We start from the raw sequence: 17,517 nt of genomic DNA, 5'->3' as shown, positions 1-17,517 counted from the left end.
GGATGCGACTCGCTACACCGTCATCGCCACTGCTGCCACACCCGTGAGGGGTCCATGCGCCTGAGAAAGCCCACGAAAAGGATCTCCAGCACTGTTGCGGCCGGGGCGATCCTCGCCACGGCCTCGCTGACCACCGCCTCGCTGGCCACCGCGTCCGGGTCCGTCCGCGCCGAGAAGCCGACGCTGTCCACCGACCCGATGACCACCTGGCAGACGGACGGAATCGTCTGGTCCATGACGTACGCGAACGGCGTCGTCTACGTCGGCGGCACGTTCAACCACGTCCGACCGCCGGGTGCCCAGCCCGGTCAGAACGAGGTCCCCCGCACCAACTTCGCGGCCTTCAACGCCACCACGGGTGAACTTCTGCCCTGCGCCCCGTCCTTCACCAACGGCCCCCAGGGCACCGTCCGCGCGCTCAAGGCCTCGCCCGACGGCCAAGTGCTCTACATCGGCGGTTCCTTCGGCAGGGTCGGGTCATACGGGGTCTCCAATGTCGCGGCGATCAACACTGCGAGCTGCACGCTGCGCACGCACTTCAGGCCCGCCGTCACCTCGACCGTCCGGGCGATCGAGACCACGAACAGCGCCGTCTACATCGGCGGCGACTTCAGTAAGGTCAACGGTCAGGTACGCAAGCGCATTGCCGCGCTCAGCCCGAACGGCCCGCTGCTGCCGTTCTCGGTGTTCCTCGACGCGCCGGTCCGAGCCATCATGGCCGTCGAGAGGTACGGAAAGATCATCGTCGGAGGCGACTTCAACTGGGCGAGAAACCTGCGTACGCACGCGCTCGTCGGGCTCAACCCGTCGACCGGCGCCCCCGTCCGGACCTACAACTGGATCCCGACCGATTCGCATGTGAAGTCACTCGCCAACGATGGCACCAACTTCTACATCGGGGCTGAGGGCAACGGTCACGGACTCTTCGACGGCCGCATCGCCGGCCGCCTCGCCAACGACACCATGATCTGGAAGGACGACTGCCTGGGTGCCACCCAGTCCGTCGTCCCCTACAACGGCATCCTGTACAGCGCCTCCCACGCCCACGACTGCAGCAGAACTCCGGGCGGCTTCCCGGAGGGCAGGCGCCAGCACTTCCTGGCGCAGTCCACCACCAACAAGACCATCCTGCACTGGTTCCCCGACACCAACGGCGGCCTCGGTGAGCACCTGGGACCGCGGGCCATGGTGATGGCCGGGGACATCCTGTGGGTCGGCGGCGAGTTCACCGAGGTCAACGGCCGACCGCAGCAGGGCCTCACCCGCTTCGGGAACGGTTACTCGATGACGTCCCCCAAGGCTCCGGCGCTCTCCGTATCCAGCAAGCGGGCTGGGCAGGTCACGCTCGCCTGGCGTGCCGCCTGGGACCGGGACGACGCGGAACTGACGTACCGGATCTACCGCGACGGCGACTACCTCGCCTCGCTCACCCAGCGGTCCACCTTCTGGCATCGTCCGAACATGTCCTACACGGACACCGTCGCCCCCGGCTCCCAGCACCACTACTCGATCAGGGTCACCGACGGGAGGAACGTCTCCCCCGCCTCGCCTCGAGTAGCCACCAAGGCAGCCAAGTGACGCAGGAGGGCGCGGGAATCATGAGCAAGCGTGTGGGCTACGTTCCCGGGGTCTACGACTTGTTCCATATGGGGCATCTGAACCTGCTGCGCCACGCCCGCGCCCACTGCGACCACCTCATCGCCGGCCTCGCCTCCGATGACATCGCCCCGCGGATCACGGGAAGCGCACCCGTGATGCCCCTCCCCGAACGGCTGGAGATCGTCCAGAGCATGCGTTGCGTCGATGAGGCGGTCGTTACGACGACGACCGACGAGCTGGCGAACTGGAAGCAGGTGCGGTTCGATGTGATCTTCAAAGGCGACGACGGCCGGCCCGCTGAGGAGTGGAGCAGGCTCGAACGCGACTTGGCGGGCGTCGGTGTGGAGGTCGTGCACTTCCCCCACACCGTGCACCCGACGAGCGCCCAGCTGCGCCGCGTACTCAGCAGACCGACCGTACGCTGACCGTCCGCAGCCCCTCAGGGCAGCTCCCGGAACCACTTCACCAGGAACGCGGCCATGAAGAGGAGATTCGCGACGAGCAGTAGGGAGTAGACGCGGAGGAAGAGCTCCGGATTCCCCAGGGCGGCGAACGTCACGCAGAACAGGCCGTAGTCGACGGGGAGAAGGAGCACCGCGCGGAGGGCGGAGGGCGCTGTCACCACGACTTTGCCCTCCGTCTTCCGCTTGAGCTGGCCCGTCAGAATCCCGGCGAAGTAGATGACGACAGCCGCGAACTGAAAGGCGATCGGCAGCAGCAGATAGGCCGGGCTGGGCAGATCGAAGAAGCGGTAGAACGAGACCAGCACCGCCATGTGAATGGCGGTGATCTTCCCGCAGTCGAAGACGTGGTCCAGCCATTCACCCTTCGCGCTGCTGGAATTCTGTGTTCTCGCCAGCTGCCCGTCCGCAGCGTCCAGGGCGAAGCCCACCACCAAGGAGGCGCACGCGACGAGAGCCATTCGGGGCTCCGGCGGCATCGTCGCGATCACGGCGATGCCGAAGTATGTGAACAGGGCGCTGATCAGGGTCACGTGATTGGGAGTGAGGCCGATCCGGTACGCCATCGCGGCGAAGACCCGGCCCACCGGACGGTTGATGAACCGCGTGTAGACCGACACCCCCTCGTGCGACTCCTTTGTCGCCGCGAGCAGCCTCAACCCCTCAGCAAAGTCCGCCATATTTCGCCTCTTTCATATATTCTGCTGAAAGGATCTCGATTATGGCATATGCGACAGATGGGGCAGTTCGTTCCAGTCGTAGACGTCTGCTGCGTGTCGGGGCAGCGGCCCTGGTGGGCGGGATGGTGCTGAACAAGAGCTCCACCTCACTGGAGGGATCCGGACAGCCGCAGTACGAACTCGAGGACCGTGTGCCGGTTACGCGGATCCGCGACCACCGTGTGGCGGCATTCGTGGTGGATGTCGTCGCGGATTGCGGGGCCGAGGGGGACGGGCGGACCGATGACAGCGCGGCTTTCGAACGCGCCTACGCGCATGCGGCGGCCCGGGTCAGGAACGGGGTTGGTCACACGGTGATCGACATCCCGGCAGGCACCTTTCTCATCACCCGCCCGCATGCGCTGCTGAACGGCAGTACGCCCAAGCACCCGGCGAACGGACTGCGCTTCCGCGGGGCCGGTAAACGCATGACCCAAATCGTCTTCGAGCCGAACGTGGGCCGGGGCTCCTATTTGTGCCGCAACGACGACACCTGGGCCAACGTGAAATTTGAGCAGATCCATTTCCGGTCGGCCACGCCGGGCGCATCCTTCTTCTACTCGTACTCGACCGGGTGGGCCCAGGACTACCGGTTCTCCGAATGCGAGTGGATGGGCGAGTGGGAGTACGGGCTGGCGCTGGACGGCAGCAACACCAACTCGGAGATGCGCTGGGAAGCGTGCCGCGTCGGCGGCGCCTATCGCAAGGCGTTCTTGTACTCCGGGCTGTCACAACGATCGCTGAACCGCGGCCAGCAGGACCAGTTCCTCAACTACTGGTTCAACGACATGAAGGTCGAATTCGAGTGGGGCAACTTCCTGGAGTTCCCCTACGGCGGGTCGGTCACCTGCCGCGGCGGGTCCTACATCATCACCGGGCGACGCCCGGAGGACACCGCGGAGTACGGCATGACCAGCGCCTTCTTCCGCTTCCCCCGCGCACAGCACGCCGACTCCGTGCAGCGCTTCCACGCCCAGGACATCCGGTTCGAGGTTCGCGATCCTGATGTGCTGGTCATCGACTGCGCCTGGGGCAGCGGTACCGTCCACTTCAGCGACTGCGACGACAGCGCCTTCGCGTTCAGTGCCTTCTCCCGGGACGTCCGCCCGCACCGGTACACGGTCGGGGCACGCGGCCCCCTGGTCCGCTATGACTCCTGTCAATTGGTCGGCAGGCATGAGTTCCGGCCGTCCGGGCCGGTCGAGGACATTCCCGTGGTCGCCCGCTATGACATGTGTCTGATGAGAAGTCAGGAGGAGAAGAACTTCCTGGTGTCGGGAGGCGCGGACCCGCGCCGCTTCGCGCGGTTCATCGACTGCGTCGACGACCGGCACCGCACTCGCCCGGGACCGCGCGCCCCCCTCCCCAGCCCCGCGCCCAACCCGGCACCGGTCCCGGAGGGCCCCCGGCCGTCGGCCACCGACCGCTACCGCAGATGACCTGTGTCGTTGAGCAGCCGCAACGAGGTGTTGCCGTCCGCGTAGTACGCCACCGCCGACAGTGAGGCCGCCGACAGCTCCATGCGGAACAGCGACTCCGGCGGCGCTCCCAGCGCCAGCCGGACCAGGGTTTTGATCGGCGTGACATGGGTGACGAGCAGCACCGTACGACCCGCGTAGCGGGCGAGGAGCTTGTCGCGGGAGAGCGCGACCCGGCGGGCGACCGCCGCGAAGCTCTCACCGCCGCCCGTCGGCGCGGCCTTCGCCGAGGACAACCAGGCTTCCAGGTCGTCCGGGTAGCGCTCCCGTACCTCCGCGAAGGTCAGGCCCTCCCAGGCCCCGAAGTCGGTTTCGCGCAGCCCCGGGTCGACCCGTACATCGAGCCCCAGCCGGGCTGCGACCACCTCCGCCGTCTCCCGGCAGCGGCGCAGTGGCGAGCTGACGATCGCCTGGATGGTGCCGCGCGCGGCGAGCGCCGCAGCGGCGGCCTCGGCCTGGAGCAGGCCGGCCGGCGACAGCTCGCGGTCGGATCCGCCGCTGCCGGAGAATCGCTTCTGCGGGGTCAGCGCGGTCTCCCCGTGCCGCATCAGCACCAAGGTGGTCGGCGCGCCGAGGTCGGCGGGCGCTGCCCAGCGTGGGGGCACCTCCCAGCGGTAGCTGGGGGAGGGCGCGGCCTTCGGCTGGTCCAGCGGCTCCCGTTCCGCCGGCGGCTGCGCTTCCAGCACCGCGGCACCGGCCGGGCCGGACAGGGTGGCCGTATCGGAGGCTCGCGCGATGTTCGCAGCAGCGGCGGCGTCCGTGACGGCGGCCCCCGACTGCCACTGCTGCCCGCGCTTCCCCGCGTCCATCGCCTCGTTCGCGAGCCGGTCCGCCTGCTGGTTCTGCTCGCGCGGGACCCAGCGGTACCTCACCCGCCCAGGCGGGAAGATCGACTTCGCCTCCGCCGCCAGCGGCCGCATGTCCGGGTGCTTGATCTTCCAGCGGCCCGACATCTGCTCGACGACGAGCTTGGAGTCCACCCGGACCTCGACCTCGGCCTCGGGGTCCAGGTCGTGCGCGGTGCGCAGCCCCGCGATCAGCCCCTTGTACTCGGCCACGTTGTTGGTGGCCGTGCCGATGTACTCAGCTGTCTCGACCAGGGGTTCCCCGGTCGCCGCGTCCCGGACCACGGCGCCGTAACCCGCGGGCCCCGGGTTGCCCCGGGAGCCCCCGTCCGCCTCGACGACGAGACGTCGCGGCATCGCTTACAGCCCCGATTCGGGCGTACGGACCAGGATGCGGCGGCAGTTCTCGCACCGCACGACCGCGTCCGGGTCCGCGTCCCGCAGCTCGTTCAGCTCGGTGATGGCGAGCTCCTGGCGGCAGCCCTCGCAGCGCCGCTGGTAGAGCCGGGCCGCACCGATGCCACCCTGCTGCACCCGCAGCTTCTCGTAGAGCTTCAGCAGGTCGGCCGGGACCGAAGCGGCCACGACCTCGCGCTCCTTGGTGACGGCCGCGGTCTCGGCATCCAGCTCCGTCAGCGCCGCGTCCCGCCGCGCCACCGCGTCATCCACCTTGGCCTGGACGGACTCCACCCGCCCGGTCAGCTCGGCGACCCGCTCCTGCGCGGACTCCCGGCGCTCCATCACTTCCAGGACGATGTCCTCCAGGTCGCCCTGCCGCTTGGCGAGCGAGGCGATCTCATGCTGCAGGTTCTCCAGGTCCTTCGGGGAGGTCACGGCTCCGGAGTCGAGCCGCTGCTGGTCACGGGCGGCACGCTGGCGCACCTGGTCGACGTCCTGCTCCGCCTTCACCTGCTCGCGGGCGGTGTCGCTCTCCTCGGTCTGGGCGGCGACCAGCAGGTCGCGCAGCTGCGCCAGGTCGGCGTTCAGGGTGTCGATCTCCGCGTGCTCGGGCAGGTTTCTCCGCTTGTGCGCGAGCTGCGAGAGGCGGACGTCGAGGGCCTGGACGTCGAGCAGTCGGATCTGGTCGGCGGGCGCGGCGTTCAGTTCGGGGCTCCAGGGGTGGTCGAGGGCGGTCAGGCCGGTTGGGCCGTAGGTTCGGGCGGGGACGCCGCGTGGGCGGTCCATGGGTCGGTGACCGTACGGGAGATGTGGGTACGCAGCCTCCAGTCGTACCGGTCGGAGATCTCGTCGAGTTCGGCCGCGGCCTGCTCGAGCCAGGGCCACTCGGTGGCCCAGTGCGCGGCGTCCACCAGGGCCAGGTCGCTGTGCTGCTGGGCCTCGGAGGCGGGGTGGTGGCGCAGGTCGGCGGTGACGTACGCGTCCACGCCCGCGCGGCGCACCTCGTCGAAGAGGCTGTCACCGGAGCCGCCGCAGACGGCGACCGTACGGATGGTGCGCGCGGGGTCGCCGGCGACGCGCAGGCCGGTCGCGGTGCGCGGCAGCCTCGCCGCCGCGCGCTCGGCGAACGCGCCGAGCGTCATGGGCTGGTCCAGTTCGCAGATCCGGCCGAGGCCGCGGCGGCCCGCCGGGTCGGTCGGGTCCGGTACGAGCGGGCCGGTGATCCGCAGATCGAGCGCGCCGGCGAGGGCGTCGGAGACGCCGGGGTCCGCGCGGTCGGCGTTGGTGTGCGCGGCGTACAGCGCGATGTCGTTCTTGATGAGGGTGTGCACGACACGGCCCTTGAAGGTGGAGGCCGCGACGGTCGTGGTACCGCGCAGATAGAGCGGGTGGTGGGTGATCAGCAGGTCCGCGCCGAGCTTCACCGCCTCGTCGGCGACCTCCTGCACGGGGTCGACGGCGAACAGGACGCGCTGCACCTGCGCGTCCGGGTCTCCGCAGACCGTCCCGACGGCGTCCCACTCCTCGGCCCGCTCCGGGGGCCAGAGGGCGTCGAGCTCGGCGATGACTTCAGACAGTGCGGGCACGGGTGAGAGGTTACCTCCCACCCGTGCCCCTCCGCGTTGCCGCTGCTTGACCAGGCATCCCGCGGGCCGTCGAGCCTGCCGGCCGGAGCGCTGAGCAGGGTGCTCAGGGGCGTCGAGCACGGTGCCCTGGGGCGTCGAGCACGCTGACTGGAGCACAGGTGGCCCGACGGCAACCCAGGAATCCCGGAACAGCCACCCTTATGTGTGAAGTGGTTCATCTCGCGTTGTTCGGCAGGAAGTACGAAAACTAGCTTCGATAGCCGGAGGTGACCACCCGATGACGGCCTGTGCTATCGAGATCGCCGCGGATGGCGGCACCGCACGACCTGCGCCGTTGACGATCGCCGCCGACGGATCGTATGCGGCGCGGCTGGTGCTCGGCGCGGAGCACGACAGCTGGTTCCCCGAGCGCTGGACGCTGGACGGCCCCGAGCCGTACGCGGTCCCCCTGCCGGGCGGCCGGCCCGAGGCACCGGACAGCGAGGTGCTACCGCTCGCCGACGGGCGGGTGCTGATCCACCGGCGGGTGGCGGACCGGCACGCGTTCGCCCTGCTGTACCCGACCGGTCCGGGCACCGGTGAGCTTCCGCTCGGCACGGCCGAGTGCGACCAGCTCACCCTGCTGCCGCCCGCCCGGGACAGCTCCGCCGTGTACGCCCTCGCGCCCGGCGAGCGGACCACCGCACTGTGGCGGGTGCACGCCGGCGGGGACTTCGCCCCGCATGCCGCGGGCCAGATGCCGTTTGGCCCTGAGCACATCGCCGACCTGCCGGGCCGCTGCTCCGGCGGCGCCTGGCTGGACCGTACGGGCCGGCTGCTCGCCGTGGACCAGGAGCTCGGCGGCCTTACGAAGGCCGTGGTGGTGAACCTGGGCTGCGGCGCGGAGATCAGCCCGCTGCTGCAGATCACCGAGGACAGCAACGACCGTCTGCTGCTGGCCGAACCCGACAGCGGGCTGCTGCTCGTACGGTCCGACGCGCCCGGTCACGACCGGCTGGGGTGGGGTGTGCTGGGCAGTTCGCGGCCGGTGCGGTTCCCGGAGTGCGTACGGCTGCCGGACGCGGCCGTGATGCCGTTCGCGGTGCAGCCGGGGCAGGTGCTGACCCCGGAGAACTGCGCGGTGGCGCTGCGGATCGACGGGCCGGCGGGGAGCTGGGTGGGGGTATGGCGGCCGTGCGGACGGCAGATGCGGCAGCTGCCGGCGCCTGAGGGGTGGCTGGCGGGGGCGGGTGTGTGGACGGCCGGGGGTGAACTGCGGTTGCCGTACGCGACGGCGGAGGTTCCCTGCGGGGTGGCTCGGGTTACGGTGCCGGAACCGCCGCCGGCGGGGGTGTTGGCGCAGGAGTCCGCGCAGGCGCCTGTGCCGGAGGCGCTTGAGGAGCCGGAGGTGGAGCGGACGTTGCCGCTGCGGCCCGTGCCGCTGCAGCAGGCGCCCATGGCGCGGACGCGGTAGCGGTCCGGGACGGGGCCCGGGCCCTCCGGGGTGGGGGTCCTGGACTGCGCACTCTCGGGCCTGGCGGCCCTGAATCCGCTGTTACGTCCACGACCCCCACCCGCCGCTGGCCTTCGGCATGGGGAACCCCAACGACCCCCGGTCCCCTCACGTCTCGTCGGCGGCTGCGGATATGCGTTGACGTCCCGGACGCCCACCCGCCCCCCGCCTTCGACATGGTTCCCTCACCGGCGATGGCGGCTGCCGGTATGAGTCGGTCGGCGTGGGCGTACAAGATCTCCACGGGCCTCTCACGTCGCCGGCGGGCAACCCGGTGGCTCGGCGATCATCGTCCTGGTTAGACTCGGACGAGGGCTACCCAGCTGTTCCGGGCGGGCACCGACGGTTACCCGCAAGTCACGTTCGACCACGGGTGTTTGCGTTCAATCGACCGAATCTGACCTCCTGTTTCCGCGCTGCGGAGCCCTACGCGCACAGCAGGAAGCGACACATCAACGGGGTGACTTCCCACATGTCCGAAGCCCGAACCGACACGACCCAGGCACGCCCGCAGGGAGCGTCCGCCCAGGCCGCAACAGGCCCGGGCAAGCACCGGGGCCCAGCTGCCGTCGAGGACGCGCAGGGCCGTGCGCACGGGCGGCACCGCCGTCCCACCCCGCAGCAGGAGTCCTGAGCCGGTCGGCAGTTCCGATCCGGCCGTGGCCGCCACGAGGCGAACTTCGTGGCGGCCACAGCCGTTGTGTCAGGCCCCCCGTTTGAGGCCCAGCACCTCCACCGCCGCGAAGCTCTCGCCCGCCGGCCGCTCCGCGAAGTACGGGGTGAGCAGCCCGTCGAGTTCGTCGTGGCTGAACACCTCCTTGGCCGTGTCGAACCGGGCGGCCACCCGCGGCCGTTCGACGAGCGCGACCATCCCGCCGTGCACCACGAAGACCTGGCCGTTGACCCGCGCCGCGGCGGGCGAGGCGCGGACTTCGAGCTTGTCCTGTCCTGTCTCGTGCTGTACGGCTGCGCGCACGGTGGGCTGCCTCCAACAACGGGGCGGGGGGCGGGGACAGTGGCCTCGCGGGGCTCCCGAGGCCGCCGGTGGACGGCGGTGTCAGGAGTGCTCGACCACCGTGTCGGCGAGGACCGGTGCGTCGTCGCGCTCGACGGCACTCACCGAGAGCTGGATGCGGCCCTCGTCCCGCCACATCCGGATCCGCAGGGTCTCGCCGGGGAAGACGACACCGGCGAAGCGGGTGGTGCAGGAGCGGACGCGGGTGACGTCGCCGCCCAGCGCGGTGTCGACGACGGCCTTGAGGGTGACGCCGTAGCTGCACAGGCCGTGCAGGATCGGCTTGTCGAAGCCCGCGAGCTTGGCGAACTCGGGGTCGGCGTGCAGCGGGTTCCAGTCGCCGGAGAGCCGGTAGAGGAGGGCCTGGTCCTCGCGGATCGGGCGCTGAACCGTCCAGTCCGGGTCGCGCTCGGGGACTTCGAGGCGCTCGGAGGGGCCGCGCTCGCCGCCGAAGCCGCCCTCGCCGCGTACGAAGATCTGGGTGTCGCTGGTCCACAGCGGGCCATCGTCGTCGGCGGCGTCGGAGCGCAGCACGATGACGGCGGCCTTGCCCTTGTCGTACACCGCGGCGATCCGGGAGGTCTGGACGGCCCGGCCCTTCACCGGGATGGGGCGGTGCAGGTCGATGCGCTGCCCGCCGTGCAGGACGGCGGTGAGGTCCACGTCGACGCCGGGTGCGAACAGCCCGTCGGCCGCGGCGAGGGCGCCGCCCGCGACGGTCGCGAAGCTGGGCAGGACATGGAGCTTGCTCTCCAGGGTGTAGCGCAGCTCGTCGGGGTCGGTGGCGGGGCTTTCCCGGTCCGGGTTCGCGCCGGCGCCGATGCCGAGGTGGTAGAGCTGGATGTCCTTGTGGTCCCAGGAGAGGTCAGTGCTGCGGGGCTCGGCCGAGAGGGCCTTGGCGACGTCGATGGGCATCGGGGTGGTGCTCCTTCGCCACGGTGGGGTGCGGATGAAAGACCCCGGCACGGCTGTCCGCACCGTCAGTCGCGCCGGGGTCGTTTGGGGGCCGGCGCGAACGGTTTTAGAACGCGTTCTAGGCCGACGGCCCCATGTATAACGCACCCTCCGGCGCTTGTGAAGGGTCTGACATAGTGTCAGGAGTGTGAGTCTTCGGCAGGGAGCGCTCCGGGCACCCATGACATGTGTCCCAGCCGACGGGCACCCGCAACCGCATGGAGGCGGTCCGGGCAGCCCGCCGGCAGGGCTGCTCTGAGGCGCGTTACCGTGCAGCCCGGCCGCTAACCGACCCCCGGCCACAGCACTAACCGATCGGTAACCCCGGCTGCGCCGTGCACCGGCCCATCAGGCACCATGACGGCGGCACCGGTGCTCCGCGCCGGGGAGTTCTCCCGCCCGCACACGACGACCGGGAGAAACACGTCTCAGAGCGCATGTGCGGGCTGCCGCGCCGGCCCGCACCACCAGGAGGACACCAGACCCATGGGCACCGAGCCGCAGACCCTCGATCCGGCCACGCTCGCCGCCTTCGAGGCGGCCAAGGGCTTCATGCCGGCCGACGAGGGCCTGGCCCTGTACGCCGCCGCGACCGAGGCGGCGCGCCTTGGCCTGCCCCTCCTCGAGGTCGGCACGTACTGCGGCCGCTCGACCATCCTCCTCGCCGCCGCCGCACGGGCCGCCGGCACCATCGCCGTCACCGTCGACCACCACCGCGGCTCGGAGGAGCAGCAGCCCGGCTGGGAGTACCACGACCCGGCCGTGGTCGACTCCGATCCCGGGGTCGGCCGGATGGACACCCTGCCCACCTTCCGGCGCACCCTCTACAAGGCCGGCCTGGAGGACCACGTCATCGCCGTCGTCGGCCGATCGCCCCAGGTCGCGACCTTGTGGGGCAAGGCACTCGGCCTTGTCTTCATCGACGGCGGCCACACGGACGAGCACGCGAGTGCCGACTACGAGGGCTGGGCCCCGCATGTCGCCGCCGACGGCCTCCTGGTCATCCACGACGTGTTCGCCGACCCGGCCGAGGGCGGCCAGGCACCGTACCGGATCTACCGGCGGGCGCTGGAGTCCGGCGCGTTCACCGAGATCTCCGCCACCCGCTCCCTCCATGTGCTGCGCCGCACGGCGCCCGGCATCTGACCGGAGCCACCGCCCGCTAGTGCCGCGTCAGCCGGGGTTTGCCCGGTAGCGAGGTGACCTGGTGCGGTCAGCTGCAAGGCGCCCGATCGGCCTCGTAGTGGGCCTGCTCGGTCGATCGGGCAACGCAGCAGATGGCCGTGCCAGGGCGGCCAGCGGGGCAAACCCTGGCTGACGCGGCACTAGCATCACGCAACGTGTCGAACGGCAGCCCTCCCCCCATCCCGGAGTCGGCCCCGGGCCGCCCGGGCCGTACCGCCACCGTCACCGTCGTGGTGTCGGCCCTGCTGCCGGCCTGCTTCATCGGCTGGCTGGCCTGGCAGCCGACCGGCGGATCGAGCCCGACGAGCGACAAGCCGCCGGCGCCCGGCTCGTCCGCGAGCGACGCACCGGCGCCCGGCTCAGCCACGCCCAGCCGGCCCCCTCCCCGGGACCCGCTCGCCGGCAAGGTGATCGTCATCGACCCCGGCCACAACCCCCACAACCACGACCATGTCCGGGAGATCTCCCGCGAGGTGGATATCGGAACGAATCGCAAGGAATGCGATACGGCCGGCGCGTCCACCTCCTCCGGATACACCGAGGCATCCTTCACCCTCGACGTCTCACGCCGCCTCCGCGCCCTCCTCGAAAAGCGAGGCGCCAAGGTGGCCCTCACCCAGGACGGCGACCGGCCGTACGGACCCTGCGTGGACGAGCGTGCGCGGATCGGTAACCGGGCCCACGCGGATGCGGTCGTCTCCGTCCACGCGGACGGCTCTGCGGTCGGCAACCGCGGCTTCCACGTCCTCCTCCCGGCGTCCGTAAACGCCGGCCCGGCCGACACCTCCGCCATCGTCGGTCCGTCCCGCTCCCTGGGCGAGCGGATCGCCACGAGCTTCGCCCGCGCCACCGGCAGCCACCCCGCCAACTACGTTGGCGGCGGCACCGGCCTGAAGGTGCGCCACGACCTCGGCGGACTCAACCTCTCCACGGTTCCCAAGGTGTTCATCGAGTGCGGCAACATGCGTGACCCGAAGGACGCCGCCCAGCTCACCAACGCCGCCTGGCGCGGCCGCGCCGCCAAGGGCATCGCGGGCGGAATCGAGCAATTCCTGACGTCCAAGGGTTGACACGGACATCCGCGGCAGACGTACACCCGCCGCCGCCGACCGATAGATTCATCCGTACGATGGGTGGCCACATCCGCGCCATGCCCCGCGCGTACCGGCGACAGTGACGACGGCACCGACGAGACTGACAAAGGACTTTACGTGAACATCCGCTCCCTCACTCGAGGCGATGGCGTGGTGATCGGAGCAGCGGTGTTGCTGTTCATCGCCTCGTTCCTCGATTTCTACGACTGCAGCGGCCAGTTCTGCAACGACAACGCCATTCCCAGCGCGTGGAACTCGGACATCTTCCCGGTGCTGCCCGCGATCTTTCTCGCCGGCCTGATCGCCGCGGGGCTGATCGTGGCGAACCGCTTCCAGCCCGAGGGCCGCAAGCTGGTCGGACTCGGCCTCGACCAGTGGGGCACCGCGCTCGGTGTGTTCGCCGCCTGGAGTGCGCTGTGGACGTTCTTCGGGACTTTGTCCCACGATGGCGGGAGCCCCGGCGTCGGCCAGATCCTCGGAACGTTGGCCGCCCTCGCGCTCGCGGCGGGCGTTGTGCTCGGTGCGCAGGTTCCGGCCCTGAAGGCCCCGCTGCTGCCCGAGCCGCGCCCGCAGGCCGCGTCCCCGTACGGCGCCGGCCAGGCCTCGGGGTACGGCTACCCCGGCCAGCAGGGCGCCACGTCCCCGTACGGTATGCAGCCTGGCCAGCACGGACAGCACGGGCACCCGGGTCAGCAGCCGTACGGCGGCCGGCCCGGTCCGGCGGCCGCGGCCCAGGGCGGCCATCAGGGCCGGGCGCCCGGCGGGGACTTCGCGCCGTTCTGGTTCGCGGTGCCCGTCAACCGGCCGCTGTACGCCGAGGACGGCTCACCGACGCCGGTCGCCGAGCTGGCGCCCGGCACCTGGTACCTCGCGGTCGACCAGCGCGGCCAGGCGCTCGTCGCCCAGACCCAGGACGGCCGCCGCGGCGTCCTGCAGGACACCAGCGGCATCCAGCGCGGCTGAGCCGCCGCACTCACACATCGCCGAACCCGACGGCCCCTCGCCCTCCACGCAAAACGGGCGGGGGGCCGTTGCCGTGCCCACCGACGGGCCATCAGTCCTATCTGATCCCGTAGCAGCTCCCCCTTGGTCGTAACCTTTGCCAGGCGGCACACCGCCAGCCGGTTACGGGACAATAGCCGGCGTCTCATGCTGGCCCGCGGCCGACAGTTGGCGAAGCGTCCACCCGCGCCCATGGGCATCGAGTGGGCTGGTGGCGGCAGTGAAGACCTCTGCAGCGCGGCGGTAGGACAGCCGCCCACGACTTGTCATGAACAGCGGCCCGCTGACGCGTCCGAGGGTGAGCAGCGAGAGCAGCTCGGCTGTGCCCTCGCCCCAGCGCAGCGGAGAGTCGCTGCGCTCCCGGGCACGGCGACCGGGGAGGTCCAGGTCGTCGACGTCGAGGGCGAGGACGCGCTCGATCGTCCCCCCGGACTCGTACAGCAGATGCCAGAACGCCTGCTCACGCAGCGGGGCGGGCAACTCCAGGACAGCTCGGGCCTGTCTCGCGTCGAGCCGTGACTCCGCGCCTGACCGTTTCGCGACGGGCAGGCGCCGCAAACCCGCCACGGGATCGCCAGTGAGCCAACCCTGCTCCCGCCACCAGTTCAACGCACCGGCGAGTACCGACAGTTCACGGTTGGCGGTACGGGCGCCGACGGCCGCAGATCGCACGGCGAACGCGTCGCGTAGCCGGGCTGCGGCATGCGGGGTGTCCAGCAGGGCCAGAGGAACCGCTGGGGGTGCGGCGTTGCGACGTCCTTCGCCCACCGGCGGAGTGCGGTCCACCACTGCCCAGGCCCAGGTGGTGAGAGCAATCCGGTAGACGCGGCGCGAGCCTGCGCCCAAGGCGGCGGCAGACAGGAACCTGTCCACGGCGACGGCGTACTCCACAGGGTGGCTCACGATCTCCTCCGCCTGAAAACCGCAGTAAACAACGCCTCATGCGTGCTCATCAGAGACTATCTTGATACGACTGGACTCAGGTTTTTTCGACCGCAGGTCTAGCGTGTCGTCACCCGGTCCTTGCAACCTGCGCGCATGTCCCTTGAACTCCGCCTGGCGGTACTCCGCGAACGCGACTTCCGCCGCTTCTTCATCGGCTACGCCACCTCGCTGTTCGGCTCATCAATGGCCTCGATCGCGGTGTCCTTCGCAGTCCTGGAAACCGGCGGAGGAGGTACGGAACTGGGCTACGTCCTTGCAGCCCGGATCCTGCCGCTGGTCCTCGTCCTGCTCGTCGGCGGAGTCGTCACCGACCGGCTGGGCAGCCGCCAGGTGATGCTGACCGCGGACGCAGTGCGCTGCGTTACCCAGGCCGGCCTCGCCGTCTCCCTCCTCAGTGGCACCCCGGGACTGTCGACGCTGGTCGTGCTTGTCGCCTTCTGGGGTGCGGCGGAGGCCCTCTTCACCCCGGCCCTCAACGCCCTCGTCCCGCACATCACGCACGACGACACACTCTCCGACGCCAACGCGCTGCTCGGCGTCGCCCGTTCGATCGCGTCCATCGCGGGACCAGTACTCGCCGGCATCCTGACCGCGCTAACCGGCGCGTCGTCAGTACTCGCCCTGGACGCCGCCAGCTATGCAGCGAGCATCCTCGCGCTGCTCCTGCTGCCCCGGACCACCCTGCCAACTGTGCACGCTTCGTCATTCGTGGCGGACCTCCGGGACGGCTGGACGGAGTTCCGCTCCCGGACCTGGTTGTGGGTGACCTCAGTGCACGGCTGCCTCTTCAACCTCTTCGTCTGGGCGCCGTTCCTGGTCCTCGGGCCCGTCGTCGCCCAGCAGCGGCTCGGCGGCGCAGCATCGTGGGGCCTGGTCATGGCTCTGTACGGAGCTGGTGCAGTGGTCGGCGGCCTGGCCATGCTAGGCCGCCATCCGCGCCGTCCGCTGTTCGTGGCGACGACAGCCGCCCTGGGCTGGTCGCTGCCCTCCGCTGCCCTCGCCACCGGCCGGTCACTGCCGTGGATCTGCACGGCCGCACTGGTCGCCGGAATCGGCTCGGCGGTCTGCGGCACCCTCTACGCGACCACTACGCAGCGCCAAGTGCCCCCGGGCGCCCTCGCTCGGGTCAGCGCCTACGACTCCTTCGGGGCATTCGCCCTCGGGCCTGTCGGACTGGCCGCCGCCGGTCCAGTGTCGGTACTCATCGGCACACCCGAAGTGCTGGGCTTCGGCGCACTGTGGCAGATCACGACGGTGGCTGCGGTCCTTGCCGTTCCCGCAATGCGCGCCGTGCTTCCGCAACCACCCGGTGACGGGTCCACGAACCCTCCGACTTGCCTGACCCCGACGAGCGAATCGACAGCGCGGAAGGGGCGCCGTCTGGGACCCTGAGCACGCGAAGGGCTGGTGAACGCGGGCGGCCTGTGCGACACGGCGCGGAGGATTGGGTGACGACTGCTACTGCTCCCCTCTCACCGGCAGTGGGCCGGGTTTTCCGGCAGGAATCCTTGTCCGCCCGCCGCCCGCCGCCCGCCGCCCGCCGGCGCAGGCCGGCGGCGGATGGCACCTGTGCGTACCCGTTGACGCCGGGGGCTCAGCCGAAACTGGCGCGCTCCAGCCAGAAGTCGAGCAGCTTGGCGTCGCCGAGGACATCCACCCGCCCACTGTCCACCGGCAGCCGCCGGAAGAAGACCTGGAGCACGTCCGCCAGCGGACCGCGCAGCGCGACCGTCGCCTTGGCGTGCGCCCGGCGCCAGGTGAAGCCCGCGTCGGAGAACTCGATCAACCACTCGGCGCCCAGGTCTTCGGGGGTGTCCGTGGCGTGCAGATGGATGCTCGTGCCGGCACCGCGGAGCTCGGCCAGCTGCGGTTTGTAGGCGACGACTTCCGGACTGGAGAGGATCTCCAGCCACTCCTCGATGGTGTCCACGGCGACCTCGGGTACGACGGTGAACGCACGGCCCGTCGTACGCTCCGCGTCCGCCCGATGGACCACCGTCTCATGGACCATCCGCCGTGCCCAGCGGCCGGAACTGCCGTCAAGCGACCACGACCAGAGCTTGACGTCCGGCCCTGCCTCGCGCAGGGCCGCCGCGAGCGTCGCCGCCCCTTCGGCGAGCCAGGCGTCGAGCGCGGCCGGATCGCTCCCGTCCGGGCCTTGCGTGGTCCCGGAGTCCTGGTCCGGTGTATGCGTCGTGGCCCTGGTCCGGACGATCGTCTCGACCATGCGGTGGGCATTGCCCACATGCCGGACGAGCTCCAGCAGCGTCCACTCGGGGCAGGTCGGCACGATCGCGGAAAGGTCCGCACCGGCGATCGCCGCCCTCAACCGGTCTGTCTGTGCGATCACTTCCGAGCAGTAGCGGTCGTGTCCCAGTATCGTCATGTGATCACCCTATGGGGTTTCCACAAAGCACTCACGGCAATAAGTTGGGCATGCCCTCCAGACGTGGAATCAATGAGGCAGCAACGGTCATAGCCCTCGTAGCCGATGTCGCGGCCGTCATCCTCGGCCTGTGGATCCTGATGTCGCTGCTGGACGCCAACCCGGCGAACGACCTGGTGACCTTCGTCCGGCACGCCGCCCACTGGCTGGCCGGATGGTCGTACGACCTGTTCACCATGGACACCGCATGGCTGCGGACGGTCCTCAACTACGGCCTGCCGGCCGTGTTGTACCTGTTCATCGGGCACGCCGTAGCCACGCGCATCCGACGCATGACATAACCGGGCACCCGCACCC

17 protein-coding genes and 1 pseudogene are annotated in these 17,517 nt (G+C 70.4%); 10 read left to right on the top strand and 8 right to left on the bottom strand.

The features are described from left to right. Nucleotides 1–54 precede the first annotated feature (54 nt). Complete coding sequence (locus ACY34J_RS22435) at nt 55–1,578, top strand: PQQ-binding-like beta-propeller repeat protein (RefSeq protein ID WP_462728346.1); 1,524 nt, start codon at nt 55–57, stop codon at nt 1,576–1,578. A 20-nt stretch (nt 1,579–1,598) separates the two neighbouring features. Further along, nucleotides 1,599–2,024, top strand: coding sequence for an adenylyltransferase/cytidyltransferase family protein (locus ACY34J_RS22430; protein ID WP_462728347.1), 426 nt, complete (start codon nt 1,599–1,601; stop codon nt 2,022–2,024). Nucleotides 2,025–2,038: 14 nt separating this feature from the next. On the opposite strand, the gene ACY34J_RS22425 is transcribed toward ACY34J_RS22430, so the two are convergent. Further along, a complete protein-coding gene (locus ACY34J_RS22425; RefSeq protein WP_462728348.1) occupies nt 2,039–2,740 on the bottom strand; it encodes a CDP-alcohol phosphatidyltransferase family protein in 702 nt (233 codons plus the stop codon). Between the two features lie 122 nt (nt 2,741–2,862). Here ACY34J_RS22425 and ACY34J_RS22420 point away from each other — a divergent pair, with 122 nt between their 5' ends. Then, nucleotides 2,863–4,218 (top strand): glycosyl hydrolase family 28-related protein, encoded by a 1,356-nt coding sequence (locus tag ACY34J_RS22420; RefSeq protein WP_462728349.1) that lies wholly within the window; start codon nt 2,863–2,865, stop codon nt 4,216–4,218. Here the strand turns inward: ACY34J_RS22420 and ACY34J_RS22415 are convergent. The 3 genes from ACY34J_RS22415 to ACY34J_RS22405 are packed head-to-tail and all read right to left on the bottom strand — an operon-like array spanning nt 4,206 to nt 7,087. Further along, the gene (locus ACY34J_RS22415; RefSeq protein WP_462728350.1) at nt 4,206–5,459 is read right to left on the bottom strand and encodes a bifunctional RNase H/acid phosphatase; all 1,254 of its coding nucleotides are present in this window, start codon (nt 5,457–5,459) and stop codon (nt 4,206–4,208) included. The genes ACY34J_RS22420 and ACY34J_RS22415 overlap by 13 nt on opposite strands. A gap of 3 nt (nt 5,460–5,462) precedes the next feature. Next, nucleotides 5,463–6,206, bottom strand: a complete 744-nt coding sequence (locus tag ACY34J_RS22410; RefSeq protein ID WP_462728379.1) for a zinc ribbon domain-containing protein — start codon at nt 6,204–6,206, stop codon at nt 5,463–5,465. Nucleotides 6,207–6,235: 29 nt separating this feature from the next. Further along, nucleotides 6,236–7,087, bottom strand: coding sequence for a Nif3-like dinuclear metal center hexameric protein (locus ACY34J_RS22405; RefSeq protein ID WP_462728351.1), 852 nt, complete (start codon nt 7,085–7,087; stop codon nt 6,236–6,238). Nucleotides 7,088–7,364: 277 nt separating this feature from the next. On the opposite strand from ACY34J_RS22405, the gene ACY34J_RS22400 reads away from it, so the two are divergent. Both ACY34J_RS22400 and ACY34J_RS22395 read left to right on the top strand, forming a co-directional pair. Further along, nucleotides 7,365–8,540, top strand: a complete 1,176-nt coding sequence (locus tag ACY34J_RS22400; protein ID WP_462728352.1) for a hypothetical protein — start codon at nt 7,365–7,367, stop codon at nt 8,538–8,540. Between the two features lie 511 nt (nt 8,541–9,051). Further along, nucleotides 9,052–9,213 (top strand): hypothetical protein, encoded by a 162-nt coding sequence (locus ACY34J_RS22395; protein ID WP_462728353.1) that lies wholly within the window; start codon nt 9,052–9,054, stop codon nt 9,211–9,213. Between the two features lie 69 nt (nt 9,214–9,282). On the opposite strand, the pseudogene ACY34J_RS22390 reads toward ACY34J_RS22395, so the two are convergent. Together ACY34J_RS22390 and ACY34J_RS22385 are read right to left on the bottom strand one after the other, a co-directional pair. Then, nucleotides 9,283–9,504 (bottom strand): annotated as a pseudogene (locus tag ACY34J_RS22390) (short chain dehydrogenase); the annotation flags it as partial. 132 nt (nt 9,505–9,636) lie between these two features. Further along, nucleotides 9,637–10,509 carry a MaoC/PaaZ C-terminal domain-containing protein gene (locus ACY34J_RS22385; RefSeq protein WP_462728354.1) on the bottom strand — a complete coding sequence of 291 codons (873 nt, stop codon included), beginning with the start codon at nt 10,507–10,509 and terminating at the stop codon, nt 9,637–9,639. Between the two features lie 525 nt (nt 10,510–11,034). On the opposite strand from ACY34J_RS22385, the gene ACY34J_RS22380 reads away from it, so the two are divergent. The 3 genes from ACY34J_RS22380 to ACY34J_RS22370 all read left to right on the top strand — a co-directional run bounded on the left by ACY34J_RS22380 (nt 11,035) and on the right by ACY34J_RS22370 (nt 13,790). Then, nucleotides 11,035–11,694, top strand: a complete 660-nt coding sequence (locus ACY34J_RS22380) for a class I SAM-dependent methyltransferase (protein WP_462728355.1) — start codon at nt 11,035–11,037, stop codon at nt 11,692–11,694. 194 nt (nt 11,695–11,888) lie between these two features. Continuing rightward, a complete protein-coding gene (locus tag ACY34J_RS22375) occupies nt 11,889–12,803 on the top strand; it encodes an N-acetylmuramoyl-L-alanine amidase (protein WP_462728356.1) in 915 nt (304 codons plus the stop codon). A 141-nt stretch (nt 12,804–12,944) separates the two neighbouring features. Beyond that, on the top strand, nt 12,945–13,790 hold the full coding sequence (locus ACY34J_RS22370; protein WP_462728357.1) for a hypothetical protein: 846 nt from the start codon (nt 12,945–12,947) through the stop codon (nt 13,788–13,790). Nucleotides 13,791–13,952: 162 nt separating this feature from the next. On the opposite strand, the gene ACY34J_RS22365 is transcribed toward ACY34J_RS22370, so the two are convergent. Continuing rightward, nucleotides 13,953–14,732, bottom strand: coding sequence for a hypothetical protein (locus tag ACY34J_RS22365; protein WP_462728358.1), 780 nt, complete (start codon nt 14,730–14,732; stop codon nt 13,953–13,955). A 135-nt stretch (nt 14,733–14,867) separates the two neighbouring features. Here ACY34J_RS22365 and ACY34J_RS22360 point away from each other — a divergent pair, with 135 nt between their 5' ends. Then, nucleotides 14,868–16,166, top strand: coding sequence for an MFS transporter (locus ACY34J_RS22360; RefSeq protein WP_462728359.1), 1,299 nt, complete (start codon nt 14,868–14,870; stop codon nt 16,164–16,166). A gap of 202 nt (nt 16,167–16,368) precedes the next feature. On the opposite strand, the gene ACY34J_RS22355 is transcribed toward ACY34J_RS22360, so the two are convergent. Then, nucleotides 16,369–17,160, bottom strand: a complete 792-nt coding sequence (locus ACY34J_RS22355; RefSeq protein ID WP_462728360.1) for a maleylpyruvate isomerase N-terminal domain-containing protein — start codon at nt 17,158–17,160, stop codon at nt 16,369–16,371. A 50-nt stretch (nt 17,161–17,210) separates the two neighbouring features. Here ACY34J_RS22355 and ACY34J_RS22350 point away from each other — a divergent pair, with 50 nt between their 5' ends. Further along, nucleotides 17,211–17,501 carry a hypothetical protein gene (locus ACY34J_RS22350; protein ID WP_462728361.1) on the top strand — a complete coding sequence of 97 codons (291 nt, stop codon included), beginning with the start codon at nt 17,211–17,213 and terminating at the stop codon, nt 17,499–17,501. Nucleotides 17,502–17,517 lie beyond the last annotated feature (16 nt).

The sequence above is a fragment of the Streptomyces sp. HSS9-12 genome, assembly GCF_054963655.1.
Note: the sequence above shows the minus strand (reverse complement) of the source record. Positions and strands in the feature narration are given on the sequence as shown.